This is a genomic window from Azotobacter salinestris (assembly GCF_009363155.1).
Taxonomy (GTDB): domain Bacteria; phylum Pseudomonadota; class Gammaproteobacteria; order Pseudomonadales; family Pseudomonadaceae; genus Azotobacter; species Azotobacter salinestris.
Window position 1 is genome coordinate 4,721,380 of record NZ_CP045302.1, and the last position, 24,130, is coordinate 4,745,509.

Sequence of the window (24,130 nt, forward strand, 5' to 3'; positions counted from 1 at the left end):
ACCTGACCCACGACCACCCGACCGGCTACCCGCCCGCTGGCTGGACGGGCTGGAGCTGCGCGACGCGATCGAGCGCGTGGCGCTGGACATTTGCCTGGTGCCTGGGCGGTACCGCAACGACGGCAGCGAGGCGAGCCGGGCGATCCTGGCGCGGTATCCGGGCTGGTGAGGCGCCAGGGCGGCCTGCTTCACATTTTGACCGCTGCGCGCGCCTGCGGCTTTGCCATGGGGGGGAGGCCGGTAGCATCGGGCTTTCGCAATCTAGGGAATCAGACATGCGCGCGCGACTGGAAAGCTGTTTGCAGAGTATCGACCGGGTATTGCTGGGCAAGGAGCTGCAGGTGCGCCTGGCCCTGACCTGTCTGCTGGCGCGCGGCCATCTGCTGCTCGAGGATCTGCCCGGCATGGGCAAGACGACCCTGAGCCATGCCCTGGCCAGGGTGCTGGGCCTGGGTTTCCAGCGCATCCAGTTCACCGCCGACCTGCTGCCCGGCGACATCCTCGGCACCTCGGTGTTCGACAAGGAAAGCGGGCAGTTCGTCTTTCATCCGGGGCCGATCTTCGCCGAATTGATCCTGGCCGACGAGATCAACAGGGCCACCCCGAAGAGCCAGAGCGCGCTGCTCGAGGCGATGGAGGAGGGCCAGGTGACCATCGAGGGCGCGACCCGGCCGCTGCCGTCGCCGTTCTTCGTCATCGCCACCCAGAATCCGGTCACCCAGGGCGGTACCTTCGCCCTGCCGGAGTCGCAGCTGGACCGCTTCCTCATGCGCCTGTCGCTGGGTTATCCGGGGCGCGCCGCGGAGAGGGCGCTGCTGCTGGCCGGTTCGGGACGCCAGCGCCTGCCGGAGCTCGAGCCTGTCCTCGACCATGCCGCGCTGGCGGCGATCCAGGCGGAAATTCCCCAGGTGCGGGTCAGCGATGCGCTGGTCGACTATGTGCTGCGGCTGGTCGAGGCCACCCGCAGCCAGCCGCAGTTCGCCTGGGGGCTGTCGCCGCGGGGCAGTCTGGCGTTGCTGGCCGCCGCCCGGGCCTGGGCCTATCTCGCCGGGCGCGACTACGTGATCCCGGAGGACGTGCAGGCGGTGCTGCCGGCAGTGGCCGGCCACCGTCTGCGCGAGCGCGCCGATCCGGCGGGACAGGGTAGCGGCGCGCTGGTGCAGTGGCTGCTGCGCGAGGTGGCGGCGATCTGATGCTGGCCGAATCCCTGAAGGGCGCCCGGCCCCGCTGGCCGGGGCGGATCGTCCGTGCCGCGGGCGGTGCGCGCCTCGACCGCAGCTGTATCTTCATCCTGCCCAGCCGCATCGGCCTGGCCTTCGGCGTGTCCCTGCTGCTGATGCTGCTGGCGGCGATCAACTACCGCAACAACCTGGCCTATGCGCTGATCTTCCTGCTCGGCTCGGTGTTCATGGTCGGCGTGCTGCATACCTATCGCAACCTGGTCGGGCTGCGCCTGCAGGTTGGGGTGCCGCCGGCGCTGTTCGCCGGCGGGCAGGCGCGCTTTCCGGTCCGCCTGGAGAGCGACGGCCGTACCCGCCAGGCGCTGGCGCTGGGCTGGTCGGGCGGCGCGCTGCAACTGCACGACCTGCCCGCCGGCGGCAGCGCCTGCGTGGAACTGAGCCTGCCCGCGGCACGGCGCGGCTGGCTGCCGGCGCCGCGCCTGCGGGTCGAGAGCCGCTTTCCGCTGGGCCTGATGGTGGCCTGGAGCTGGGTCGACCCGGAGCAGCGGGCGCTGGTCTATCCGCAGCCGCTGGCCGGCGATCTGCCGCTGTCCGCCGGTGCGCCGGAGGAGTTCGGGAGCGAGGGCCGGCAGGCGCGCGGCGAAGGTGTGGACGACTACCAGGGACTGCGCGCCTATCGCCCCGGCGACTCGAGGCGGCGTCTGGACTGGAAGGCCTATTCCCGCGGCCGGGGCCTCCTGGTCAAGGAGTTTTCCGCACTGGAAAGCGGCGAGCTGTGCCTCGATTTCGCCGCACTGGCGGGCGATGGCGAGACGCGCCTGTCGCTGCTCTGCCACTGGGTACTCGAGCTGTCGGCGCAGCGGCGCCCGTTCGTCCTGCAATTGCCCGGCCAGCAGCTCGGCCCGGCCGGCGGCGAGACGCATCGCGACGCCTGCCTGCGCGCCCTGGCGCTGTACGGGGAAGCGCCATGACGACGCAGCCCGGCGCAGCACTGCAGCCGATTCCGCGGGGCGGCCTGACCTGGCTGCTGGTCGCCCAGCTCCTGGTGGTCCTGCCGCATCTGGGCCATCTGCCGCTGTGGATCGTCGGCCTCTGGCTCGGCTGCGCGGCCTGGCGCATCCAGATCTTCCGCATGCGCGCGCCCTATCCCAACGGCTGGATCAAGGCCGGGCTGATGCTCGGCACCGGTTTCGGCGTATATCTCTCCCGCGGCGGGCTGGTCGGCCTGGAGGCCGGGGTGGTGCTGCTGATCGCCGCTTTCATCCTCAAGCTGGTGGAGATGCGCAGCCGGCGCGACGCCCTGGTGGTGATCTTCCTCGGCTTCTTCGCGCTGGCCACCGCTTGCCTGTTCGAGGACGGCATCCTCGCCGCGCTGTACTACCTGCTGCCGCTCACCGCCCTGCTGGCGGCGCTGATCGGCCTGCAGCAGAGCGCCCCGGCCGCCGAGCCCTGGGCCACCCTGCGTCTGGCCGGCAGCCTGCTGCTGCAGGCGGCGCCGCTGATGCTGCTGCTGTTTCTGTTCTTCCCGCGCATCGAGCCGCTGTGGACTCTGCCCGGGCCCCGCGAGCGCGGCGTGACCGGCCTGTCCGACAGCATGACGCCCGGCGACATCGCCGAGCTCGGCCAGTCCGGCGAGCTGGCCTTTCGCGCCAGCTTCGAGGGGCCGGTGCCGGAGCGCAGCCGGCTCTACTGGCGGGCGCTGACCCTGGAGCATTTCGACGGGCGCCGCTGGTCGCAGGCATCGGGGCCGCAGGGCCAGCCGCCGCTCTGGGAGAGGCGCGGCGAACCGCTCGCCTACAGCATCGTCATGCAGCCGAGCAACCAGCCCTGGCTGTACAGCCTGGACGTCGCCGAAGGCAGTCCCGGCGATGCCCGCCTGATGGAGGATTTCCGTCTGCAGCAGCGCCATCCGGTGACCGGGATGCAGCTCTATCGGGTGACTTCATGGCCGGATGCCCTGCGCGAGCCGAAGGGGGCCGTGGGCGCCTTGCAACGCGCCCTGCAACTGCCGGAACAGGGCAATCCGCAGAGCCGCGCCTGGGCCGCCGAGCTGCGTCGCCGCTACCGGCAGCCGGAGGCGCTGGTGCAGGCGTTGCTCGATCACTTCGGCCGCGAGGCCTTCCACTACACCCTGAAGCCGCCGCGGCTGGGGCGCGACAGCGTCGACGAATTCCTGTTCTCCACCCGCCGCGGCTTCTGCGAGCACTTCTCCAGCGCCATGACCTTCGTGTTGCGCGCTGCCGGGATTCCCACGCGGGTGGTCATCGGCTATCAGGGCGGCGAGTTCAATCCGGCCGGCAACTACCTGCTGGTGCACCAGTTCGATGCCCATGCCTGGGTCGAGTACTGGCAGCCGCAGCACGGCTGGACCAGCGTCGATCCGACCTTCCAGGTGGCGCCGGAGCGCATCGAGCGGGGGCTGGAGCAGGCGCTCGGCCAGGACCAGGACTTCCTCGAGGGGGCGCCGTTGTCCCTGGCGCGCTATCGTGGCATCGACTGGTTCAACCGGCTGCGCCTGTCCTGGGACAATTTGAACTACGGCTGGCAGCGCTGGGTGCTCGGCTACCAGGGCGAGCGGCAGATGCAGGTTCTGCGCGCCTGGCTCGGCAGCGCCGACCTGCGCCTGCTGGGGTTGAGCGCCGTCGCCGCGGTCGCGACGATGCTGGCGCTGGTCGCGCTCTGGCTGTTCAAGCCCTGGCGGCGCGAGGGCGACGCGCAGCAGCGGCTGTTCGGGCGCTTCGAGCGGCTGCTGGCGCGTCACAGCCTGCACCGCGCGCCCGGCGAGGGACCGCGGGCCTTCGCCGAGCGGGCGGCGCGCCGCTTGCCCGCCCAGGCTGGGGAGATCCTGGCCTTCGTCGCACTGTTCGAGGCGCAGCGCTATGGCGGGCGGCAGGACGCACCGGGCGACCTGGCAAAAGTCTTGCGGCGCCTGCGCCGGGCGCTGCCCTGGCGTACGGGCGAGGGCTGATTTTCGGACATGTTGATCGGGCCGCAGTTGCAGGGCGGAACGCTGCGTTCGGGGGAGGTAGTGGATGATTGCCAATCGCTTGCAGGATCAGGTTCTGCGCCTGGATGTCGCCTTGCAGGCTTGCGCCGCTCGCCTGGCAGCGCGCAGCGATGGCGAGGCGCTGCACGACCTGCGCATTTCCTTGCGCCGATTGCGCAGCCTGCTGCGCCCGTTGCGCGGTATGCCCGGTGTCGAGCCGCTGGAGCAGGCTGCTGCCGCCATGGGGCGACTGAGTACGCCGCTGCGCGACGACGAGGTGCTGCTGCAGGAGCTGCAGGCCGCCGGTTTGACCGGGCTGATCGGCGTGCGCCGGGAGCGCCTGGCGGCCGGACGCGACAGCCTGCTGGCCAGTGCCGAGTGGCATCAGCTGTGCAGCACCCTGGTCGTCTGGCCTTCGCTCTGGCGTCAGGCCGGGCGCGATGGCGTCCTGCGCGGGCTGCGCCGGCGCATCGGCAAGCGTCAGGCGCGCCAGGCCCGGCGCCTGGGCGAGGCGCTGCGCGATCCGGCCCACGACCGGCACCGGCTGCGTCTGCTGATCAAGCGGGTGCGCTATGGCGCCGAGGCCTATCCCGATCTGGTCGAACTCTCGAAAGACGGGGCGAAGCGGCTGAAGACGGCGCAGTCGGCGCTCGGGGATTGGCACGACCGTCTGCAATGGCTGGCGCGCGCGGAGCGGGAGATCGACCTGCAGCCGCTGACGGCCCGCTGGCGCGCAGAGCTGGAGTCGAGCGCGCAGCGGGCCGACCGGATCCTGCTGAACCTGACCAAGGATTTCGGCTGAGCCGGCTTCCGTCGCTCACTCGCGCTTGCGCTGGCAGGCTTTCCAGGCGCGCCGCCAGGCGCCGCTCAGAACGAACCAGGGAAAGGTCAGGAACTGCTCGACCAGCAGGTGGGGCAGGGAGTTCTCCGGATGCCGCGGATCGGCACCGGCCTCGAAGCGATGGCCCTGGGCGATCAGGGCGAGGGCGGCGGACAGGCCGAGTACGCCGAGCACCAGCGCCAGCAGATCCCGCTGCAGGAGTGCGCTGATCAGCACCAGGCAGGCCACGACGAACAGTGGCAGGGCGAGCATGTGCAGGGCCAGGTTGGTCTGGTTGTGGTGGCAGTCCTCGTAGTGCTGCCATTGACGGTGGAAATACTCCGCAGCGCGCTTGCCCATGTCCGTACTCCTCGAGACCTTGGATGAGAAAAGTCTAGTCCGGTTTCGGGCATGTACCTGCGAGCGGGCGTGCCCGGGCAGTCGCAACTGCCGGCAGCGGGTCCGGAGCACAGGCCTCAGCGACGCAAGGCCCCGAGCAGGGTGGCGACGTTGTGCCGATAGAGACCGAGGTAGGTGCTGGCGGGGCCTTCGGCGGCCAGCGCGTCGGAATACAGGGTGCCGCCGATCCCGGCTCCGCTTTCCTCGGCGATCTGCCGGAGCAGCATGGCCAGCTCCGCCGCGGAGGGCTCCCGTTCGGTCGACAGGCCCTGGGGCGCGAGGATGTCGAGACGGTAGGCTTGGCCGAGATAGCCGAAGGCGTCATGGGAGGTCAGGATGCGCCGGTGCTCGGGCGGAAGGGCGCGAAAGGCCCCGTCCACCCCATCATCCCCAGTCGCTCGATTTCTGCTGCGTAGGCGGCAAGGTTGTGCCGGGTCGTCCGTCTCGATCAGCACCCTGGCGGTGTTCTCGGCGTGGATCCGTGCGTTGGCCAGATCGTGCCAGGCCAGGGCCTGCCAAAGCGGCCAGATCGATGGGGAACTGCCGGTCGAGCGGCGATTGCTGGGGCAGATAGCCGATGCCGCCCAGCCTGGGCACCTTGAGACTCAGGGTGCCGGCCAGCGGCTCCTGCCAGCCGGCGATGACCTTCAGCAGGCTGCTCTTGCCGCTGCCATTGGCACCGACGAGTGCCGTCAGGCTGCCTGTTTCCAGGCGCAGATTCAGCGGCGGGGTCAGCGGCCGGCCGGGCATCCCCCATTGCAGGGCGGTGCAGTTCAGCATCATCCGTGGCTCCAGTTCCAGGCGCTCTCGGCGACGGCATCGTGGGCGTGCAGGCTTTCGGCATGCACCACGCGGACATGGAAGGCCCGGATGCCGTCGAAGCCGCTCAGGGCCCGGTGCAGCCGCCGTGCGGCATCCTCGCAGAACATCGGGTTCTGTCCGTTGGCCAGGGCGAAGGCCTGTTCGTCGCCGCGCTTGACGGCGGTTTGTACGGGGGTGGCGAGTGCCTCCTCGGCAGTATCCAGCAGGGTCCGCAGCGGGAGTTCGTCCTGGCTGGCCGACAGCCTGATGCGCAGCGAGGCGACGCTGCGCTGGCTGTGCGGGGTCGCGGCGATGCCCCGTTCGCTGCCCAGCCAGGCGAGGAGTTCGGCGCGCTGCAATGGCCGGCCGGAGAAGTCCTCGGCGAAGCGTTGCTGGATCACCTGCCTGGCCAGCGCGGCCGAGCAGGGGCAGGTGGAGGAGTAGTCGACATCCAGCTTCAGCTCGATCCGCAGGCCCTTCGCGTCGAGGCGTGCGCTCACCTCGAACGGATACGACTTCCAGCCCGACAGCGGACTGACCAGGGCGGGACGCTTCAGCAGCAGTTCGCCACGCACGGCCAGGAATGCGCGTTTCGACAGGCCCGCGTGGGTGGCGAGGAAGCGCCCGAGTCCATATTTCAGCAGCTTCGGAGTCAGCGGCCGGTCCTCCAACTCCTCCAGCGCCAGGTAAAGCCTCGACATGTGAATGCCGCGGGTGGCGGGATCGTCGAGGCTGACGCCCGCGTCGACGGAGGCAGCGATCCGCTGGTCGGCCAGCACGACGGGCAGCGCGATGTTCCGCATGCCGACCCATTCGAGCGCGATGTCCTGGTGCGCACGGGTCTGGCTGGCGACGTCGGGTAGGGCGAGGGAATTCATGGGCGCTGGTCCAGGATAAAAATGTTATGTTATAACAATAATTATCGTGTTCCTCTCATGCAAGGTATGCAAGCGGAAGTCTTGCTGCGACGCGGGGGAGGAGCGTTGCGAGGCAACCCCTCTGGAATGCGCCTGTGGAGGTCCTGACCCTGGAGACGCCCATGACCGAAGCCGAACTGCTGGCCCAGCCCGAAGAGGCCTACATGAACGAGCGGCAGCAGGCCTTCTTCCGCGAGCTGCTGCTGGCGCAGCGCGCCGAGCTGCAATTGCGTATCGACGAGAGGTTCGCCGCCTTGCGCGAGCCGGAGCCGAGCGGCGATCCGGCGGATATCGGCAGTGCCGAGGAGCAGCGGCAATGGCATCTGCGCGTGCTGGAGCGGGAGAAGAAGCTGCTGGACAAGATCGATGCGGCGCTCGAGCGCCTGGCCCATGGCGCCTATGGCTGGTGCGTCGAGACGGGCGAGCCGATCGGCCTGCGGCGCCTGCTGCTGCGTCCCACCGCAACGCTCTGCATCGAGGCGAAGGAACGTCAGGAGCAGCGCGAACGACACCTGCGTGACACCTGAGGAGAATCCTGTGGATCGACGACTGCCCGTGACCGTGCTGTCAGGCTTTCTGGGAGCCGGCAAGAGCACCCTGCTCAACCATGTCCTGAAGAATCGCGAAAACCTCCGGGTGGCGGTGATCGTCAACGACATGAGCGAAATCAACATCGATGGCAGCGAGGTTCAGCGCGACGTCAGCCTCAAGCGGGGCGAGGAGCGGCTCGTCGAGATGAGCAACGGCTGCATTTGCTGCACTCTGCGCGAGGACCTGCTCGAGGAGGTCAGCCGACTGGCGCGCGAGGGGCGCTTCGACTACCTGCTCATCGAGTCCACCGGCATCGCCGAGCCCCTGCCGGTGGCGGAAACCTTCACCTTCCGCGACCGGCAGGGGCGCAGTCTGTCCAACCTGGCCCGCCTGGACACGCTGGTGACTGTGGTCGACGGGGTCAACTTCCTGCGCGACTTCCACGAGGCCGAAAGCCTGGCCAGCCGCGGCGAGACGCTGGGAGAGGAGGACGAGCGCTCGATCACCGACCTGCTGATCGAGCAGGTCGAGTTCGCGGACGTCATCCTGATCAGCAAGATCGACCTGATCTCCCGGGCCGAACGGGAAGAGCTGACAGCGATTCTCGGCCGACTCAACACCCAGGCCGAGATTCTGCCGATGAGCATGGGCCGGGTGCCGCTGGACAGGATTCTCGACACGGGGCGCTTCGATTTCGAACGCGCCGCCCAGGCGCCCGGCTGGCTCCGGGAAATGCGCGGCGAGCATGTGCCGGAGACCGAGGAATACGGCATCGCCTCGGCGGCCTACCAGGCCCGCCGGCCCTTTCATCCGCAGCGTTTCTTCGATTTTCTGAGCCGCGAATGGGAGAACGGGCGGCTGCTGCGCTCCAAGGGCTGGTTCTGGCTGGCGAGCAAGCCGGAGGAGGCCGGCAGTTGGTCCCAGGCCGGCGGCCTGATGCGCCACGGCCATGCCGGGCGCTGGTGGCGCTTCGTGCCCAGGGAGCAGTGGCCGCAGGACGAGGAGGGGCTGGCGGCGATCATGAAACACTGGACGCCCGAGATCGGCGACTGCCGCCAGGAGCTGGTGTTCATCGGCCAGCACATCGATTTTGCCCGCCTCACCCACGAACTCGACGCCTGCCTGCTCGATGACGCGGAGATGGCCGGGGGGATCGAGGCCTGGCGGACGCTGCCGGATCCCTTCGGTGCCTGGAGCGAGGAGGCCGTCTGAGATGCGGGGAGCGACTATCCAGCGGCGGTCGCGCCAGGTCCGCGCCGACAGCCCGGCGGTGCTCGCCGATGTGCTGGAAGATGGCGTCAACATGGCGCTCTGGCAGCGGCGCCTGCCCCGGCCGGTCGAGCGCTTTGCGGCATTGCTGGCGCGTGGCGCCCCCCTGGCGCTATCGCTGGTGCTGGAGCTGGACCATCCCGAGGCGGAGCCGGATCTGAGCCGGCTGGCCGAGGAGCACGTCGGCGCGGAGGGGCGCGCCGAGTTCATCGCCGATGTGGCCTGGCTGGTATCGGCCTTCGCCTGCCTGGTCGATGCCCGCCGTGTCGGTCTGCGGCTGCGCTCGCTGGAAACCGCCATGTGTCCGCGCTTTCATGTCGACCGGGTGCCCCTGCGGCTGGTCACCACCTACTACGGTGCCGGCAGTCAGTGGCTTCTCGAGGGGGCGATGGCGAGGGCGCGTCTCGGCGATGCCTCTGCCGAGCCAGGCGATGTGCTACAGATCGAAGCCGGCGCGGTGGCGCTGTTCAAGGGCGAGAAGTGGCTGGGCAACGAGGGAGCCGGCATCATCCACCGCTCGCCCCGGCCGGAATCGGGCAAGTCTCGCCTTCTCCTGACCCTGGACTGGCTGGCATAGCCCGGATACGGCGCGGCTATCAGCGGACGGAGATCTCCGGCAGGCCGAAAAAGCGTCGGGCGCAGGCCGTGCTGTGTGCGGCCAGCACCTCCATGGATTCGCCGCGATGCTGGGCGACCTCGCGCAACACCTCGGGCAGGAATGCCGGCTCGTTGTGCCCGCTCCTGGGCCTGGGGCGCAGGGTGCGCGGCAGCAGATAGGGGGCGTCGCTTTCCAGCATCAGCCGGCCGGCGGGAATTTCCCGCACCAGCGGGTGCAGGTGGCTGCCGCGGCGCTCGTCGCAGATCCAGCCGGTGATGCCGATGTGCAGATCCAGGTCGAGATAGGCGAAGAGGGCCTGGCGGTCGCCGGTGAAGCAGTGCACCACGGCTGCCGTCAGACTGTCACGATAGACACGGAGAATCGCGGCCAGGCGCTGGCTGGCATCGCGTTCATGGAGGAACACCGGCTTGCCGAGTTCGACGGCCAGCGCCAGCTGTTCCTCCAGGGCCTTTTCCTGCTGGGCGCGCGGGGACAGGTCGCGGTTGAAGTCCAGGCCGCACTCGCCGACGGCGCGGGTTCGCTCTTCGCGCAGCAGGTCGCGCAGTTGCTGGGCGCTGGCAGGCGTCCACTCGCGGGCATCGTGGGGGTGGACACCGGCAGTGGCGAACAGGCGCTCGCCCGTTTCGTCCAGCTGGCGGCAGAGTGTCAAGGCCTGTTCACTGTCCGCCACGCTGGTGCCGGTCAGAACCAGTTGGCAGACCCCGGCCTGATAGGCACGGGCCAGCAGGGCTCCTCGGTCGTGGGCGAAGCTGGGGTGGGTCAGGTTGACGCCGATGTCGACGAGTTGCATGCCAATGCCTCGGGAAAGAACGCGGGAAGCATAGCAGAGCTTCCTCGGCTGGAATTAAAAAACCCGTCAAATCAGCAGCTTAATGGGTGAACTGACGAACCGTCCTGGCCTTGGCCGGTTCGCTGTGCCACCCTTGAAAGTGAATGCCCCGAGGAACTTGCACCGGACACGGGGTTCTCAGCGCATTGTTTTGCTCGTCAAACACTGCTTTTTGGAGACCGGATGACAATAAGAAGACTGCTACTTCTGTCCTGCCTGCTGAGCCTGCTGCCGCTTCCGGCCGCAGCGCGTCTGGCCGGGCCGCCGGAAGCCTGGCAGCGGCCGGGGGAAGTCCGCGATTTACCGCAGGTGCGCAGCAGTGGCGTACTGCGGGTGTTGGTGAACCAGAGCCGGAACAGCTCGGGCGAAGTGAATGGACAACCCATCGGCGTCGAATACCGGCGCCTGCGAGCTTTCGAGCAATACCTGAACCGCACCGCCAAGGGGAATCGAAACCTTCGCTTGGAGATCGTTCCCAAGGCCAAGGACCAGCTGATTTCCGCCCTGCAGCGCGGTGAGGGCGATCTGGTCGCGCCCGGCGAACTGGTCCATCTGCGTGGTCAGGGCGACATCAGTCCCAGCGCGCCGATCATGACGCGGGTTCCGCTGGTGCTGGTCGGACGCCAGGGGGCACGTCGCTACCAGCGGCTCGACCAGCTGTCCGGCAGGACCCTGATGCTGCCGGCCGGCAGTGCTGTCGGCGCGGCAGTGCACAAGGTCAACGAGCAGTTGGCGGCGCGCAAGCTGCGGCCGATCGACATTGAATGGCTCGATCCCAGCCTGGCGGTGGAGGATGTGCTGGAGATGGTGCAGGCCGGCATCTATCCGCTGACTGCCGTGGAGCTGCCGATCGCCCAGCGCTGGGCCAAGGTGTTGCCCAAGCTGCAGGTGCAACCCGAAGTCGCCTTTTCCCGCGATGACAACCTGAGCTGGTTCATCCGTCGCGATGCGCGTCTGCTGCGCGCCAGCGTCGACCAGTTCCTCAAGGACTATCGCAGCCCGGCCGATCAGGATGCCGCTTTCCAGCGCGTCTACCGTCGCCTCTATAAGGTGCACAACCCCTTGGGCCGGACCGAGCTCGGGCGTCTCGAGAAGGTGCGTCCGGTCCTGCAGCAATATGCCGAACGCAACGATCTTGACTGGCTGAACCTGGCGGCGGTCGCCTTCAAGGAGTCGACCCTTAATCCGTCCGCGCGTGGGGCCGGCAATGCTACCGGGCTGATGCAGGTCACGCCGGCTGCGGCACGCAGCGTTGGCGTGGGCAACATCCACCGGCTGGAGAACAATGTCCAGGCCAGCGCCCGCTACCTGGCTTCGCTGCGGCGGAAATTCTTCTCCAGCCCGCGCCTCAACGAGCGCGAGCGCATGGCCTTCACCCTGGCGGCCTACAACATGGGGCCGCAGCGGGTGCAGCAGCTGCGGGCGGAGGCGAAGCGGCGCGGACTGAACCCCGACCAGTGGTTCTTCCAGGTCGAGCGCGTCGCTGCCGAGCAGGTGGGCATGGGCGTGGTCAGCTATGTGAACAGCGTGAACAAGTATTTCCTCGCCTTCCACCGCGAGCGCAGTGCCCTGGAGTCTCGGCAGCGGGTCGCCCGCCGCGACGACGATTGACGGGTTGCTCGCTCAGAGGCCCGGCATGGCCAGCGGCCAGTGGAACAGGGGGTGATAGACAGTACCCTGTTCGTCGCTCGTCGAGTGGAACAGGACGAAGCGTTCGGCCGTCCAGCTGAAGTCCGGGGGGCAGTCGGAGGGCGGACGTTTCCGGCAGTCCCGGGCCAGGGTGAGGTGCGGCCAGAAGACACGCTCGTCGAGGGCGTAGCCGGCGCCGCGCAGTATCCGGTGCAGCTCCCCGGCCAGCCGCAGCAGGGCTTCCGGTGGTTGGCTGGTGCCCAGGGAGACGAGGCCGTGGCGGCCAGCCTCCAGACGGTCCAGCTTCAACGCGAAGCCTTCCAGCCGTATCCGGCCGGCCAGTTGCTGCAGCTCCTCCAGGCGTTCGACCAGCTGACTGCCGAGAAAGGCCAGGGTCAGGTGCAGGTTGCGCCTGGCAACCAGGCGACCGTCGAGTCCCAATCCGTTGCGCCAGGCGTCGATCGCGTCGGCCTGTCGGTGCGGCAGGGGCAGGCCGAAGAACAGGCGCAGGTTCTTGATGCTCATGGCTTCCCCCTCGCAACCTTCGGCTCAAGGGTAGTCGATCGCAACCAGGTACCAGGTCTTTTCCCCGGTGGGCGTCGGCACCCGGATCTCGGCGTCCAGCTGCTTGCCGACCAGGGCTCGGGCGAGCGGGGCGTCGATGCTGATCAGGTTCTGTTTCAGGTCCAGCTCGTCCGGACCGACGATGCGGTAGCGGGCCTGTTCGCCATCCTCGTCCTCCAGGGTGACCCAGGCGCCGAAGTAGACCTTGTTCAGGTCGGCGGGGCGCTCGCCGACCACCTTGAGTTTCTCCAGCCGCTTGGTGAGAAAGCGTACCCGGCTGTCGATTTCCCGCAGCATCTTCTTGCCGTACGTGTACTCGGCGTTCTCCGAGCGATCACCCTGGGCGGCAGCTTCGCTGACCGCCTGGGTTACCTGCGGGCGACGCACATGCCAGAGTTCGTGCAGCTCGGCGCGCAGACGCGCTTCGCCTTCGGGAGTGATCAGGGGCGTTCCGGCGGAACGGGGCGGTCGATAACGGCTCATGGGACTCGATGGTGTCGGAAGAGAGTGAGGATAACCAAACCTGATGCGGGTTCAGCCTTCCCGCAATACCTGCAGCGGGCTGGCATTCAGGGCCCGCTGCGTGCCCAGCAGCCCGGCGGCGCCCACCAGCAGCGCGCCGAGCGCCGGCAGCAGCAGCAGCCAGGGATGGGGACGCCAGGGCAGGTCGAAGGCGAAGCGGTAGAGCAGCGCACTGACCAGTTCGCAGCCCAGCGCGGCGAGCAGGCCGCTGAATGCCCCGAGCAGGGCGAACTCCAGGCGCCGGGTCTGCACCAGCAGACGTCTGCCGGCGCCCAGGGCACGTAGGAGGGCGCCCTGGCGAAGACGTTCGTCGAGGGTCGCCTGCAGCCCGGCGAACAGCACGCAGAGGCCGGCGGCGAGGACGAACAGCAGCACGTATTCCACCGCCAGGGTGACCTGGGCGAGGATGCCGCGCAGCTGGGCCAGCAGGGCCTCGACCTGGAGCAGCGTCACTGTGGGGAAGCTGCGTGCCAGGCGAACCACTTCGGCATCCTGGCCGGGCGGCAGATAGAAGCTGGTCAGGTAGGTAGCCGGGAGGTCCTGCAGGGTACCGGGCTGGAAGATCATGTAGAAGTTCGGCTGGAAGCTGTCCCAATGCACTTCGCGCAGGCTGCTGACCCGTGCATCGCGGATGATGCCGCCGACGCTGAAGGTAAGGCGGTCGCCGAGCTTGAGCTCGAGGCTCTTGGCCAGTTCGGCCTCGACCGAGACCCCGGGCAGCTCGCTGTCGTCCAACTGGTCCCACCACCGGCCGGCGCTCAGGCGGTTGTCGGCAGGCAGCTGTTCGGCCCAGGTCAGGTTGAGGTCGCGCTGGGTGGCGCGCTCGCCACGGGACTCCTTGCTGACGATCCGCCTGACCGGTTCGCCGTTGATGGCGGTCAGGCGCCCCATCACCACCGGGTAGAGGGGGGCGCTCTGCGGGGCGATGCGCGTCACTTCCGCCATGAAGCGCTCTTTTTCCGCCGGCAGGACATTCAGGGCGAAATGGTTGGGTGCCTGTTCCGGCAGCTGGCTTTGCCAGGTATCCAGCAATTCGCTGCGCAGCAGGGCCACCAGGGCCATGGCCAGCAGGATCAGACCGAAGGCCAGGGTCTGTCCGGCGGCGGAGAGGGGGTGGCGCAGCAGCTGGCCGATTCCCAGTCGCCAGGCCAGGGGGGCCGTGGCCAGGAGGCGTCGCAGGGTGCGCAAACCGAACAGCAGCAGGGCGCCGAGGGCGAATGCGGCGAGCAGGCCGCCGCCGAGCAGGGCCAGGGTCAGTCGCAGGTCCAGACTGAGCCGCCACATGATCAGGCCGAGTGCCAGCAGGGCGGCGCCGTAGGTCAGCCAGGCGCCAGGCGGTACCGGCATGAGATCGCGTCGCAGAACCCGCAGTGGTGGTACCCGGCCGAGGGCGGCGAGCGGCGGCAGGGCGAAGCCGGCCAGGGCGACCAGCCCCGTGGCGCTGCCGGCCAGCGCCGGCATCAGGCCGGCAGCCGGAACCTCGGCCGGCAGCAGGCCATGGAGCAACCAGAACAGCCCCTGCTGGGCGAGCCAGCCCAGTCCGGCGCCCAGGCTGCAGGCGAGCAGGCCGAGCAGGCCGAGCTGCAGACCGTAGAGACTGAGAGTGGCGCGGCGCGACAGGCCGAGGCAGCGCAGCAGGGCGCTAGCGTCGAAGCGGCGGGTCGCGAAGCGCGCCGCCGACAGGGCCACGGCGATTCCCGCCAGCAGCACTGCGGCCAGACTCGCCAGATTCAGGTAGCGCTCGCCGCGCGCCAGTGCACTGCCTATCTGGCGATTGCCGGCGCGCGCATCCTCCAGGCGCTGGCCGGCGGCGAGCAGCGGCGTCACCTGCTGGCGATAGGCCTGGAGCGCCTCCGGGCTGCCACGCCACAGCTCGCGATAGCGCACCCGGCTGCCGGGCTGGACCACGCCGGTGGCGGCCAGATCGTCGAGGTGCATCAGCACCCTCGGCGTGAGACTGTAGAAATTTCCGGCGCGGTCCGGCTCGTGGGTGAGGACGCGGGTCAGGCGCAGGGTCTTTTCGCCTACCTCGAAGCTGTCTCCGACCCTGAGGTTCAGGGCCGCCAGCAGGCGTGCCTCGGCCCAGGCCTCGCCCGGGGCGGGGCCCGGGCCACGGGTGTCAGGCTGGTAGGGGGCTGGAGCGCTCCTCAGCTCCCCCCGCAAGGGGTAAGTGCTGTCGGCGGCCTTGACGCTGGCCAGCTGGATGGCTGTGTCGGTGGCGATGACGCTGGAGAACTCGACGACCCTGGCATGCTCAAGCCCCAGCGCCGTGCCGGCTGCCAACTGCTCCGGGGCGGCCGCAGAACTGCCGCTCAGGCGCAGGTCGGCACCGAGGAATTCGGTAGCGCGCAACAGCATGCTGGCATTCAGGCGAGCCCCGAAATAACCGATGGCAGTGGTCGCCGTCACCGCCACCAGCAGGGCGAAGAACAATACCCGCAATTCTCCGGCGCGGGCATCGCGCAGCAACTGGCGGACGGCCAGATCCAGCAGGCGGAGAAAGGGCAGATCCATTCAGGACTCCGAGGCGACCAGGCGGCCGGCTTCCAGGCGTATGGAGCGTTCGCAGCGCCGGGCGAGGCGCTCGTCGTGGGTGACCAGTACCAGTGTGGTCCCGCGCTCCCGATTGAGGGCGAAGAGCAGATCGCTGATCCGTTCGCCGGTCTGACTGTCCAGATTGCCGGTCGGTTCGTCGGCGAAGAGGATGTCCGGCTCGGCGGCGAAGGCGCGGGCGATGGCGACGCGCTGCTGCTCGCCGCCGGAGAGTTGCTTCGGGTAGTGGGTGAGGCGCTGGCCGAGTCCCACCCGTTCGAGCAGTTCGCGGGCGCGCGTACGGGCATCGATGCGGCCTTCCAGCTCGAGGGGAAGCATGACATTCGCCAGGGCGTCGAGCGTATCGAGCAACTGGAACGACTGGAAGACGAAGCCCACATGCTCGGCACGGATCCGCGCCCGGCGATCCTCGTCGAGGCCGGCGAGGCTGTGACCGGCCAGGACGACCTCGCCGGTGCTGGGCAGATCGAGCCCGGCCAGAAGACCGAGCAGGGTCGACTTGCCGGAGCCGGAGCTGCCGACGATGGCCAGGCTTGCGCCATGGGGGAGCTCGAGATCGAGCCCGTGGAGGATGGTCAGCTCGCCTTCCGCACTGGAAACCACTTTGCTAAGGTTCTGCGCAACAAGAATGCTCGAGTTCATGGAGATTCCAATGCGTGGGTGGTTGCTGGGCGGTATGCTGACTTCGCTGCTTTTCTGGGCGCAGGGAGCGCTGGCGGGTACCGTACTGATCGTTGGCGATAGTATCAGCGCCGCTTTGGGCGTGGAAACCAGCCAGGGCTGGGTTGCCCTGCTGGAAAGGCGTCTCACTGAACGGGGGCTGGAGCACCGTGTGGTGAATGCCTCGATCAGTGGCGACACCACTGCCGGCGGCCTCGCGCGCCTCCCCGGACTGCTCGCCACTCACCGTCCGAATCTGGTGATCATCGAGTTGGGCGGGAACGATGGCCTGCGTGGACAGCCTCCGCAGCAATTGCAGCAGAATCTTGCGGCGATGATCGAACGCTCGCACGCCAGCGGGGCGCGAGTCGTGCTGCTCGGCATGCAGCTCCCGCCGAACTATGGGCCCCGCTACAACCAGGCCTTCAGCCAGGTCTTTGCGACCCTGGCCGAGGAGAAGCAGGTGCCGCTGGTGCCGTTCTTTCTCGAGGGGGTGGGGGGCGTGCCCGGGATGATGCAGGCCGATGGCATCCACCCGACCGTGAAGGCCCAGCCGAAGATGCTGGACAATCTCTGGCCTACCTTGGAGCCGCTGCTCTGAGAGGCCGGCAGTAAGTTTCCGCAAAGGGGGCCTTCCGGGCTTTTCCGCGCATGCCCTTTCGGCTAATGTTGCGCCCCCTTTCTGGAGCCCCCGATGCCGCGTCCTGCCTGGTCTTTGCATGCCTATTACCTGATCGAGCCGGATGAGCAGCTCGATCTCTTCGCCTGTCGCGAGGTGCGTCTGCATCTGGTCGGCCGTCAGCTGGAGCTCGGCGGCCAGATCGATCGGACCCTGTGCGGTAGCCTGCTGCCGGCACAGCCGCGCTGGCACGGGCTGACCAAGCCCTTGCTACGCGATGAGCGGCTGTGCCCGGCCTGTCGGGCGGCCCTGGAGGCACAGCGTCGAGGCGACTGTGTGGGCTGGTCCATTCCTTGGGTGCTTGGCTAAACGCTTCGATGATGGGGTACAATCAGGCACCCTCACTTGGGCTACCCATGCCAAGGATTGTCTCGATGCTTGCGCGTTTCGCTGTTTCCGTGCCTTTTTTGGTGCTGTTGAGTGCTCCTCTGGCGGCCTTGGAACTGCCGCTCCCTCCGCCCGGAGAGGATGTGATCGGGCAGGTACAGGTCATCAAGGCCAAGTACGAGGACACTTTCGCCGATATCGGCCAGGCCAACGACATCGGCTATCTGGAAATGGTCGCGGCCAATCCGGGCGTGGATCCCTGGCTGCCTGGAGCCGGAACCGAGGTGATTCTGCCTACGCGTTACATACTGCCGTCCGGTCCCCGGGAGGGAATCGTCATCAATCTGGCCGAGTACCGTATGTATTACTTCCCCAAGGATCAGAATGTGGTGCATACCTATCCTCTGGGAATCGGGCGCGAGGGTTGGGGGTCTCCCATCGCTGAAACCCGCATCACCGGAAAGGTCAAGGACCCGGCCTGGTATCCGCCGAAATCGATTCGCGAGGAGCATGCCGCCGATGGCGATCCTCTGCCGACCGTGGTCCCGGCGGGCCCGGACAACCCCTTGGGGCCCTTCAAGTTCACTTTGGGTCTGTCCGGCTATCTGATTCATGGCTCGAACAAGAAGTTCGGTATCGGCATGCGGGTCAGTCACGGGTGTTTCCGCATGCTGAATCATAATGTGCTGCAGCTGGCGAGTATGGTACCGGTAGGAACCAAGGTTCGTATCATCAACGAGCCTTACAAGTTCGGCATCTCGGAAGGCAAGGTCTACCTGGAGGCTCATGCTCCGCTGGAGGACGAATCTTCGAACTCTTCCGTCGTAGACAAGCATGCGGCATTGGTTGACGAGTTGCTCAAGCGCACTGATTTGTTGGGGCAGCGGCGATTGGATTGGGAAGTTGTGCGAGAAGTAGTGGCGGCCGAAGATGGTTTGCCGATTGAAATATCCGGGCCGGAATCAGGGCTGGCCAGCACCACTAATGGATCGGATATCTGAGAAGTACTCGGGGTTTCTGCAAGTTGACAAGTTGATGAAGAGGCTGTGTTGATTTTTTCCGCAGCCCTCCAATAAAAAAGCCGACCCAGTTGTGGGTCGGCTTTTTTGTCTCTAAAAAAATTACTTGCGGCTGGCTTTTTCCAGCATGCGCAGAGCGCGCTCGTTGGCTTCGTCAGCGGTCTGCTGAGCGCGCTGAGCGGCTGCCAGAGCTTCGTCGGCTTTGCGGTAGGCTTCGTCAGCGCGAGCCTGGGCGCGAGCAGCTGCGTCTTCGGTGGCGGTCATGCGAGCTTCGGTAGTTTCTTTGGAGGCGCTGCTGCAACCAGCGGCCAGCAGGGCGGCCAAAGTCAGAGCAGAAATTTTCAGAGCGTTGTTCATCATGTTCCCCTTTTGAGGTGGCTTTCATCTTAAAAGCAATTTCCCATGCGAGGGAAATTCGCCGAGCAACATACTACCTATAACTTTTAGTAAGTAAACTGAGCACAGGCAGGGCTGCTATGTTTTTTTCTGGATAAATCCGAAGAATTCATGGAATTGTCTAAAATTTATCCAGGGCCATGCATTGGAAGGCTCTATCCAGGCTCGAAAAGGCTTGCTGAATCGGCCTTGTACGTTCGTGCCACTGCCCGTGTTGATGTGGGACTGTGGAGACGAGAGAGGAGGGCTTGCTGCTCATCCGATAAGGGGGGCGGCTCTTCCCGGGGCGTGCTACACAGAAAGCGAAAAAGAAAGCAGTGGTCCATGGTCGGATAGGGGCGGATTCAGGTAGTTCTTCGTTGGCAAAAGGGCCTAAGGTACGAAGCGTACAAAAATAAGACACGACTTGAGGGGAGACGGAATGAGCGAGGCATTATCCATTCATCATGATCGGACCGGACATCAGTTCGAGGCTGTCGTAGATGGTCATCGTGCCTATCTGGCCTATATGGACCTGGGCAAGAATACCTTGGACATCTACCGAACCTATGTTCCTGCCTCCTTGCGTGGCCGCGGTATCGCCGCCGCCCTGACGGCCGAGGCGCTCGATTATGCCAGGCGCATGGGGTACACGGTGATTCCGTCCTGCTCCTACGTCGAGCGCTACATTGAGCGTCAACAGCGGCAGTCCTGAAGGGGTGGGAGCGAGCAGCAAAACGCCGGGATGTCCCGGCGTTGTTGTGTCTCGTGCTCAGGAGCGTTTTCGTTTCGGCAGGACATCCCTGAGCTTGGCGTGCATGTCGCGTACCGCAGCGACCGTGGTGTCCCAGTCGATACAGGCGTCGGTGATGGAAACTCCGTACTTGAGGTCGTTCAGGTTGGCAGGAATCGACTGGCTGCCCCAGCCCAGATTGCTTTCCACCATCAGGCCTATGATGGACGAGTTGCCCTCGAGAATCTGGTTGGCGACGTTGGCCATCACCAGGGGCTGCAGGGCGGGATCCTTGTTCGAGTTGGCGTGACTGCAGTCCACCATGATGTTCGGCAGGATGCCGGCCTTGCGCAGCTCCTGCTCGCAGATGGCGACGCTGACCGAATCGTAGTTGGGCTTGCCATTGCCGCCGCGTAGAACGACGTGTCCGTAGGTATTGCCCTTGGTCTCCACGATGGAGACGCTGCCTTGCTGGTTGATACCCAGGAAGCGGTGGGGTCTGGAAACCGACTGCAGCGCGTTGATTGCAACGGTCAGGCTGCCATCCGTACCGTTCTTGAAGCCGACGGCAGACGACAGGCCGGAGGCCAGCTCGCGGTGAGTCTGGGATTCAGTGGTGCGAGCACCAATGGCCGACCAGCTGAACAGGTCCTGCAGGTACTGTGGAGAGATCGGATCCAAGGCTTCGCCAGCTGTCGGCAGGCCCATTTCGGCAATATCGAGCAGCAGTTGGCGAGCAATGTGCAGTCCCTCCTGGATCTTGAAGGTGTCGTCCAGATAGGGATCATTGATGAGGCCTTTCCAGCCGACGGTGGTGCGAGGCTTCTCGAAATAGACGCGCATCACCAGAAACAGGGTGTCGGAAACCTCGGCTGCGAGCTCCTTGAGTCGCTCCGCGTATTCATGCGCCGCCTTGAGGTCGTGGATGGAGCACGGGCCGACCACCATGAACAGGCGATGATCCCTGCCGTCGAGAATGTTGCGGATGACTTCGCGACCGCAGGAGACGGTGTTCATGGCGGTGGCGCTCAGGGGAATCTCGGTCTTGAGCTGCTCGGGGGTGATCAGGGGGTCGTTGGAGACAATATTGATGTCATTGATCGGTAAATCGGCCATCGGGTTACTCGTCAGGTCACGGTGCCAGCCGCCGGCATCCCCGCACGACGGGGCGCGGCATGTGAGGCAATGGGGGAGGAGGGAACCTTAACGCGTTATGCGCAGCGTCGACAATGGGCTTTCGGAGAATACCGGAGTGATGGGGTGTGGGGCGGGTGTTCGGCATGCGGAGGCGGTCCTGTCAGAGCTGGGAGGGTGCTCTCCGCATGCCCGGTGCCGTATGGCCAACCGAGGCTATGAATGTGGTTTGGCTGACGGAGCGTCTGGCTTTATTCGATAAACTATCAATAATGGTTATAAGAATGCTGTCATTTTGCGAGCGTTCGTTATCTTGGTTTGAGGAACAACCATGAAGCTTCAGCAACTGCGTTACATATGGGAAGTGGCGCACCACGATCTCAATGTCTCGGCCACCGCCCAGAGCCTCTACACATCACAGCCCGGCATCAGCAAGCAAATCCGCCTTCTGGAGGATGAGCTGGGGGTGGAGGTTTTTGCGCGCAGCGGCAAGCACCTGACGCGGGTGACGCCGGCAGGCGAGCGGATCATCACCACGGCCGGCGAAATCCTGCGCAAGGTGGAAAGCATCAAGCAGATTGCCCAGGAATTCTCCAACGAGAAGAAGGGCACGCTGTCCATTGCGACGACCCACACGCAGGCACGTTATGCCTTGCCGCCGGTAATCAGTGCCTTCATCCAGCAATACCCGGAGGTTTCCCTGCACATGCACCAAGGGACGCCGACGCAGATCGCCGAAATGGCGGCCGACGGAACTGTCGACTTCGCCATCGCCACTGAAGGGCTGGAGCTGTTCAGTGATCTCATCATGATGCCATGCTATCGCTGGAATCGCTGTGTGGTGGTGCCACAGGGACATCCGCTGACCAAGCTGCCCAAGTTGACGCTGGAGGCGGTAGCCGAATATCCCATCGTGACCTATGTATTCGGCTTCACGGGGCGCTCCAAGCTGGACGAGGCCTTCCTCAATCGCGGCCTGACGCCCAGGGTAGTGTTCACCGCCGCCGATGCCGATGTCATCAAGACCTATGTGCGGCTCGGTCTTGGCGTGGGCATCGTGGCCCGGATGGCAGTGGACGAGACGCTCGACAGCGATCTGGTTGCCCTCGACGCCAGCGAGCTCTTCGAGTCCAGCGTAACCAGGATCGCTTTCCGCCGTGGCACTTTTCTGCGCGGGTTCATGTGCGACTTCATCGAGAAGTTCGCCCCGCACCTTACCCGGCCTGTGCTGAGCAAAGCCATGCAGTGCCACAACAAGGCCGAGTTGGACGAGCTGTTCGAGGGGATCGAGCTGCCAGTATACTGACGGGGCGGATGCCGGCCGGATCAGCTCTTGCCGACCAGGTTGCCGGCATGCAGGCCGCATTCCTTGTGGGTGGCCTCTTCCCACCACCAGCGACCTTCGCGCTCGTGCTGGTTGGGGAGTACCGGTCGGGTGCAGGGTTCGCAGCCGATGCTGATGTAGCCTCGCTCGTGCAGCGGGTTGTAGGGAATTTCCAGCATGCGGATATAGCCCCAGACTTCCTCGCTGCTCATCTGTGCCAGTGGATTGAACTTGTACAGCGGCCTATCCGGCGTGGAGAAGGCGCCATCCATCTCGAACGCGGCCACTTGGCTGCGAGTCCCGGGACTCTGATCACGACGCTGGCCGGTGGCCCAGGCGCTGACGGTGGCGAGTTTGCGCTTGAGCGGTTCGATCTTGCGGATACCGCAACATTCGCCGTGACCATCCTTGTAGAAGCTGAACAGTCCTTTTTCCCTGACCAGCGGTTCGAGGAGGCGGGCATCGGGTGAAAGCACCTCGATGGCCATGCCATAGTGCTCGCGCACCTGCTCGATGAACCGGTAGGTTTCAGGATGCAGACGGCCGGTATCCAGGGTGAAGACCTTGACGTTCTTGTTGAGCTTCCAGGCCATGTCGACCAACACGATGTCTTCGGCGCCACTGAAGGAAATCCACAGATCGTCGCCGAAATGATCGAAGGCGACCTGCAGGATTTCCTGGGGCGATTTGCCGGCACAGGCAGCGGCCAGTTCGGCGAGGTTAACAGCTTGCTTCATCGGGCGATTTTCCTAGGTGTCATGAGCGGCTGGGAATTGTGCGTCGCGCATGCTAGCAAAGGAAGTTTCCTTCCCTAAATAATCGATCCCTGTCGATGGATTCATTTTCGTTATGAAGGGCTGGCTAGAGCATGCGAAGAGTATCCAGCAGGGTGCGTACCTTGGTGATGGACTCCTGGTACTCCGCTTGCCAGTCGGAGTCGGCGACGATGCCGCCACCGCCCCAGCAGGTGATTCGCCCATGGCGGGCCAGCAGGGTGCGGATGGCGATCGAGCTGTCCAGCTCGCCGCGCACATCAAGGTAGAACAGCGAGCCGCAGTAGATGGAGCGGCGCCTGCCTTCCAGCTCCTCGATGATCTGCATGGAGCGGATCTTCGGTGCGCCGGTGATGGAGCCGCCCGGAAAGCTGCCGGCGAGCAGGTCCAGGGCATCCTTCCCCGGAGCCAGCTCACCCCTGACGCAACTGACCAGATGGTGCACGTTCGGATAGCTCTCCAGGGCGAACAGTTGGGGAACGCACACCGAGCCGGGGCGGCAGCTACGGCTCAGGTCGTTGCGCAGCAGGTCGACAATCATCAGGTTTTCGGCCCGGTCCTTGGGGCTGTGCTGAAGTTCGTCGGCTAACAGCCTGTCTTCCTCGACGCTGCGGCCGCGTGGGCGGGTGCCCTTGATCGGACGGGTTTCCACCTGTCGCTCTGTGACGCGCAGAAAGCGCTCCGGCGAGAGGCTGAGAATGGCGTCGCCGTCATTCAGGGACTGATATCCGGCGAAGGGGGTCGGACAGGCCCGGCGCAAAGCCTGGTAGGCCGTCCAGGGGTCGCCCTGAAAGGGTGCCTGGAAGCGCTGGGCGAAGTTCACCTGGTAACAGTCGCCTGCCTGGATGTAGGCGAGAATGCGCTCGATGGCCAGGCGATAGCCATTGGCAGTCAGATCCGGCATGAAGTCCGCCTCGAGCTGGAATGCCGTATTCCGGGCTGCCGCCGGAGCAGAGAACAGTTGTTTCAGACGCTCGCATTCATTGGTGTCCAGGCTGGGATGGCAGACGAGGGCGGTCGTTTGCGCCTGGTGGTCGGTGATCACTGCCCAGGCATACAGGCCGACCTGGGCGTCGGGGAGGCCGAGGTCATCGCAAGCCGTGTCGGGCAGACGCTCGAGACGACGGGCGAAATCGTAGGACAGGTAGCCCATCAGGCCGCCAGCGAAAGGAAGTCCATGCGCTTCTGCATGACCCAGGCTCGATGAGGCCTGACGCAATCGCTGGAGAAAATCGCTGCCGGTTTCGCCGGGGGCGGGACTGAAGCAGGCCAGGGGCCAGGCACTGAACAGGTCGTAACGGCCACGCTGCGATGCCGGCTGGCCGCTATCGAACAGTACGGCGCCGGGTGCCTGGCGGATCCTCTCGAAATAGCGGGTTGGGTCGGCACTATAAGGGAGGACGTGGGTACGGCAACTGGGCATGCGGATGCGTCGGTTGTGGCGAGGCCTGATTGTAGCGTCGGATGCTCTGGAGTGCCGACTGGA

Annotated in this window: 24 protein-coding genes and 2 pseudogenes; 13 read left to right on the plus strand and 13 right to left on the minus strand. The window is 66.0% G+C overall.

The genetic code is table 11. From position 1 onward, the window contains the following. The first annotated feature begins 275 nt into the window (after positions 1–275). From GCU53_RS22360 to GCU53_RS22375, 4 genes are all read left to right on the plus strand, one after another. Positions 276–1,193, plus strand: coding sequence for an AAA family ATPase (locus GCU53_RS22360; RefSeq protein WP_152389540.1), 918 nt, complete (start codon positions 276–278; stop codon positions 1,191–1,193). Continuing rightward, positions 1,163–2,152, plus strand: coding sequence for a DUF58 domain-containing protein (locus GCU53_RS22365; RefSeq protein ID WP_208845387.1), 990 nt, complete (start codon positions 1,163–1,165; stop codon positions 2,150–2,152). Before GCU53_RS22360 ends, GCU53_RS22365 begins: the two co-directional genes overlap by 31 nt. Continuing rightward, complete coding sequence (locus GCU53_RS22370; protein ID WP_152389542.1) at positions 2,149–4,149, plus strand: transglutaminase TgpA family protein; 2,001 nt, start codon at positions 2,149–2,151, stop codon at positions 4,147–4,149. Before GCU53_RS22365 ends, GCU53_RS22370 begins: the two co-directional genes overlap by 4 nt. A gap of 64 nt (positions 4,150–4,213) precedes the next feature. Beyond that, positions 4,214–4,969, plus strand: a complete 756-nt coding sequence (locus tag GCU53_RS22375) for a CHAD domain-containing protein (RefSeq protein WP_152389543.1) — start codon at positions 4,214–4,216, stop codon at positions 4,967–4,969. 15 nt (positions 4,970–4,984) lie between these two features. Here the strand turns inward: GCU53_RS22375 and GCU53_RS22380 are convergent, their stop codons facing one another. The 4 genes and pseudogenes from GCU53_RS22380 to folE2 form a co-directional block, all read right to left on the minus strand. Then, positions 4,985–5,347 (minus strand): Mpo1-like protein, encoded by a 363-nt coding sequence (locus GCU53_RS22380; RefSeq protein ID WP_152389544.1) that lies wholly within the window; start codon positions 5,345–5,347, stop codon positions 4,985–4,987. A gap of 116 nt (positions 5,348–5,463) precedes the next feature. Beyond that, positions 5,464–5,892: pseudogene (locus GCU53_RS22385) on the minus strand (metal ABC transporter solute-binding protein, Zn/Mn family); the annotation flags it as partial. Positions 5,893–5,989: 97 nt separating this feature from the next. After that, positions 5,990–6,169, minus strand: a pseudogene (locus tag GCU53_RS22390) (ATP-binding cassette domain-containing protein); the annotation flags it as partial. Then, a complete protein-coding gene (gene folE2 / locus GCU53_RS22395) occupies positions 6,166–7,065 on the minus strand; it encodes a GTP cyclohydrolase FolE2 (protein ID WP_152389546.1) in 900 nt (299 codons plus the stop codon). The pseudogene GCU53_RS22390 and the gene folE2, both read right to left, overlap by 4 nt. A gap of 161 nt (positions 7,066–7,226) precedes the next feature. On the opposite strand from folE2, the gene dksA reads away from it, so the two are divergent. From dksA to GCU53_RS22410, 3 genes are read left to right on the plus strand one after another with little or no spacing between them, the layout of a single operon-like run. Beyond that, the gene (gene dksA / locus GCU53_RS22400) at positions 7,227–7,631 is read left to right on the plus strand and encodes an RNA polymerase-binding protein DksA (protein WP_152389547.1); all 405 of its coding nucleotides are present in this window, start codon (positions 7,227–7,229) and stop codon (positions 7,629–7,631) included. Between the two features lie 10 nt (positions 7,632–7,641). Next, a complete protein-coding gene (gene zigA / locus GCU53_RS22405; RefSeq protein WP_152389548.1) occupies positions 7,642–8,847 on the plus strand; it encodes a zinc metallochaperone GTPase ZigA in 1,206 nt (401 codons plus the stop codon). Between the two features lies 1 nt (position 8,848). Then, a complete protein-coding gene (locus GCU53_RS22410; RefSeq protein WP_152389549.1) occupies positions 8,849–9,481 on the plus strand; it encodes a DUF1826 domain-containing protein in 633 nt (210 codons plus the stop codon). 19 nt (positions 9,482–9,500) lie between these two features. Here the strand turns inward: GCU53_RS22410 and GCU53_RS22415 are convergent, their stop codons facing one another. Then, positions 9,501–10,313 (minus strand): TatD family hydrolase, encoded by an 813-nt coding sequence (locus GCU53_RS22415; protein WP_152389550.1) that lies wholly within the window; start codon positions 10,311–10,313, stop codon positions 9,501–9,503. A gap of 222 nt (positions 10,314–10,535) precedes the next feature. Here GCU53_RS22415 and GCU53_RS22420 point away from each other — a divergent pair, with 222 nt between their 5' ends. Beyond that, positions 10,536–11,963: an MltF family protein gene (locus tag GCU53_RS22420; RefSeq protein ID WP_152389551.1), complete on the plus strand. Its 1,428-nt coding sequence runs from the start codon at positions 10,536–10,538 to the stop codon at positions 11,961–11,963. Positions 11,964–11,975: 12 nt separating this feature from the next. Here GCU53_RS22420 and thpR read toward each other — a convergent pair whose 3' ends face one another. From thpR to GCU53_RS22440, 4 genes are read right to left on the minus strand one after another with little or no spacing between them, the layout of a single operon-like run. Further along, positions 11,976–12,506 (minus strand): RNA 2',3'-cyclic phosphodiesterase, encoded by a 531-nt coding sequence (gene thpR, locus GCU53_RS22425; protein WP_152389552.1) that lies wholly within the window; start codon positions 12,504–12,506, stop codon positions 11,976–11,978. A 24-nt stretch (positions 12,507–12,530) separates the two neighbouring features. Continuing rightward, the gene (gene greB, locus GCU53_RS22430) at positions 12,531–13,028 is read right to left on the minus strand and encodes a transcription elongation factor GreB (RefSeq protein ID WP_152389553.1); all 498 of its coding nucleotides are present in this window, start codon (positions 13,026–13,028) and stop codon (positions 12,531–12,533) included. Between the two features lie 51 nt (positions 13,029–13,079). Continuing rightward, entirely contained in the window at positions 13,080–15,581 is a 2,502-nt protein-coding gene (locus tag GCU53_RS22435) for an ABC transporter permease (RefSeq protein ID WP_152389554.1), read from the minus strand. Then, on the minus strand, positions 15,582–16,262 hold the full coding sequence (locus tag GCU53_RS22440; protein ID WP_152389555.1) for an ABC transporter ATP-binding protein: 681 nt from the start codon (positions 16,260–16,262) through the stop codon (positions 15,582–15,584). A 10-nt stretch (positions 16,263–16,272) separates the two neighbouring features. On the opposite strand from GCU53_RS22440, the gene GCU53_RS22445 reads away from it, so the two are divergent. The 3 genes from GCU53_RS22445 (at position 16,273) to GCU53_RS22455 (ending at position 18,287) form a co-directional block, all read left to right on the plus strand. Then, a complete protein-coding gene (locus GCU53_RS22445) occupies positions 16,273–16,881 on the plus strand; it encodes an arylesterase (protein WP_208845389.1) in 609 nt (202 codons plus the stop codon). Between the two features lie 93 nt (positions 16,882–16,974). Then, complete coding sequence (locus GCU53_RS22450; RefSeq protein ID WP_152389556.1) at positions 16,975–17,268, plus strand: hypothetical protein; 294 nt, start codon at positions 16,975–16,977, stop codon at positions 17,266–17,268. Between the two features lie 65 nt (positions 17,269–17,333). Then, complete coding sequence (locus GCU53_RS22455) at positions 17,334–18,287, plus strand: L,D-transpeptidase family protein (RefSeq protein ID WP_152389557.1); 954 nt, start codon at positions 17,334–17,336, stop codon at positions 18,285–18,287. A gap of 120 nt (positions 18,288–18,407) precedes the next feature. Here GCU53_RS22455 and GCU53_RS22460 read toward each other — a convergent pair whose 3' ends face one another. Beyond that, on the minus strand, positions 18,408–18,662 hold the full coding sequence (locus GCU53_RS22460) for an Lpp/OprI family alanine-zipper lipoprotein (RefSeq protein WP_152389558.1): 255 nt from the start codon (positions 18,660–18,662) through the stop codon (positions 18,408–18,410). Between the two features lie 460 nt (positions 18,663–19,122). On the opposite strand from GCU53_RS22460, the gene GCU53_RS22465 reads away from it, so the two are divergent. Further along, positions 19,123–19,395 carry a GNAT family N-acetyltransferase gene (locus tag GCU53_RS22465; RefSeq protein WP_152389559.1) on the plus strand — a complete coding sequence of 91 codons (273 nt, stop codon included), beginning with the start codon at positions 19,123–19,125 and terminating at the stop codon, positions 19,393–19,395. A gap of 57 nt (positions 19,396–19,452) precedes the next feature. Here the strand turns inward: GCU53_RS22465 and GCU53_RS22470 are convergent, their stop codons facing one another. Next, a complete protein-coding gene (locus tag GCU53_RS22470; protein WP_152389560.1) occupies positions 19,453–20,529 on the minus strand; it encodes a 3-deoxy-7-phosphoheptulonate synthase in 1,077 nt (358 codons plus the stop codon). A 349-nt stretch (positions 20,530–20,878) separates the two neighbouring features. Between GCU53_RS22470 and cysB the strand changes: the two genes are divergently transcribed. After that, positions 20,879–21,853: an HTH-type transcriptional regulator CysB gene (cysB, locus tag GCU53_RS22475; RefSeq protein WP_152389561.1), complete on the plus strand. Its 975-nt coding sequence runs from the start codon at positions 20,879–20,881 to the stop codon at positions 21,851–21,853. 20 nt (positions 21,854–21,873) lie between these two features. Here the strand turns inward: cysB and GCU53_RS22480 are convergent, their stop codons facing one another. Together GCU53_RS22480 and pabB are read right to left on the minus strand one after the other, a co-directional pair. Next, positions 21,874–22,608, minus strand: coding sequence for a phosphoadenylyl-sulfate reductase (locus GCU53_RS22480; RefSeq protein WP_152389562.1), 735 nt, complete (start codon positions 22,606–22,608; stop codon positions 21,874–21,876). Positions 22,609–22,732: 124 nt separating this feature from the next. After that, the gene (pabB, locus tag GCU53_RS22485; protein ID WP_152389563.1) at positions 22,733–24,067 is read right to left on the minus strand and encodes an aminodeoxychorismate synthase component I; all 1,335 of its coding nucleotides are present in this window, start codon (positions 24,065–24,067) and stop codon (positions 22,733–22,735) included. Positions 24,068–24,130: the final 63 nt, after the last annotated feature.

Bases quoted from the DNA above. Each gene is read 5' to 3' on its own strand.
- GCU53_RS22410 (WP_152389549.1), top strand. From the start codon at position 8,849: ATGCGGGGAGCGACTATCCAGCGGCGGTCGCGCCAGGTCCGCGCCGAC.
- GCU53_RS22445 (WP_208845389.1), top strand. From the start codon at position 16,273: ATGCGTGGGTGGTTGCTGGGCGGTATGCTGACTTCGCTGCTTTTCTGG.
- GCU53_RS22450 (WP_152389556.1), top strand. From the start codon at position 16,975: ATGCCGCGTCCTGCCTGGTCTTTGCATGCCTATTACCTGATCGAGCCG.
- GCU53_RS22465 (WP_152389559.1), top strand. From the start codon at position 19,123: ATGAGCGAGGCATTATCCATTCATCATGATCGGACCGGACATCAGTTC.
- GCU53_RS22380 (WP_152389544.1), bottom strand. From the start codon at position 5,347: ATGGGCAAGCGCGCTGCGGAGTATTTCCACCGTCAATGGCAGCACTAC.
- GCU53_RS22480 (WP_152389562.1), bottom strand. From the start codon at position 22,608: ATGAAGCAAGCTGTTAACCTCGCCGAACTGGCCGCTGCCTGTGCCGGC.
- GCU53_RS22415 (WP_152389550.1), bottom strand. From the start codon at position 10,313: ATGCAACTCGTCGACATCGGCGTCAACCTGACCCACCCCAGCTTCGCC.
- GCU53_RS22420 (WP_152389551.1), top strand. From the start codon at position 10,536: ATGACAATAAGAAGACTGCTACTTCTGTCCTGCCTGCTGAGCCTGCTG.
- GCU53_RS22435 (WP_152389554.1), bottom strand. From the start codon at position 15,581: ATGGATCTGCCCTTTCTCCGCCTGCTGGATCTGGCCGTCCGCCAGTTG.
- GCU53_RS22460 (WP_152389558.1), bottom strand. From the start codon at position 18,662: ATGAACAACGCTCTGAAAATTTCTGCTCTGACTTTGGCCGCCCTGCTG.
- folE2 (WP_152389546.1), bottom strand. From the start codon at position 7,065: ATGAATTCCCTCGCCCTACCCGACGTCGCCAGCCAGACCCGTGCGCAC.
- GCU53_RS22370 (WP_152389542.1), top strand. From the start codon at position 2,149: ATGACGACGCAGCCCGGCGCAGCACTGCAGCCGATTCCGCGGGGCGGC.
- GCU53_RS22360 (WP_152389540.1), top strand. From the start codon at position 276: ATGCGCGCGCGACTGGAAAGCTGTTTGCAGAGTATCGACCGGGTATTG.
- dksA (WP_152389547.1), top strand. From the start codon at position 7,227: ATGACCGAAGCCGAACTGCTGGCCCAGCCCGAAGAGGCCTACATGAAC.
- GCU53_RS22375 (WP_152389543.1), top strand. From the start codon at position 4,214: ATGATTGCCAATCGCTTGCAGGATCAGGTTCTGCGCCTGGATGTCGCC.
- GCU53_RS22470 (WP_152389560.1), bottom strand. From the start codon at position 20,529: ATGGCCGATTTACCGATCAATGACATCAATATTGTCTCCAACGACCCC.
- GCU53_RS22440 (WP_152389555.1), bottom strand. From the start codon at position 16,262: ATGAACTCGAGCATTCTTGTTGCGCAGAACCTTAGCAAAGTGGTTTCC.
- thpR (WP_152389552.1), bottom strand. From the start codon at position 12,506: ATGAGCATCAAGAACCTGCGCCTGTTCTTCGGCCTGCCCCTGCCGCAC.
- greB (WP_152389553.1), bottom strand. From the start codon at position 13,028: ATGAGCCGTTATCGACCGCCCCGTTCCGCCGGAACGCCCCTGATCACT.
- cysB (WP_152389561.1), top strand. From the start codon at position 20,879: ATGAAGCTTCAGCAACTGCGTTACATATGGGAAGTGGCGCACCACGAT.
- pabB (WP_152389563.1), bottom strand. From the start codon at position 24,067: ATGCCCAGTTGCCGTACCCACGTCCTCCCTTATAGTGCCGACCCAACC.
- GCU53_RS22455 (WP_152389557.1), top strand. From the start codon at position 17,334: ATGCTTGCGCGTTTCGCTGTTTCCGTGCCTTTTTTGGTGCTGTTGAGT.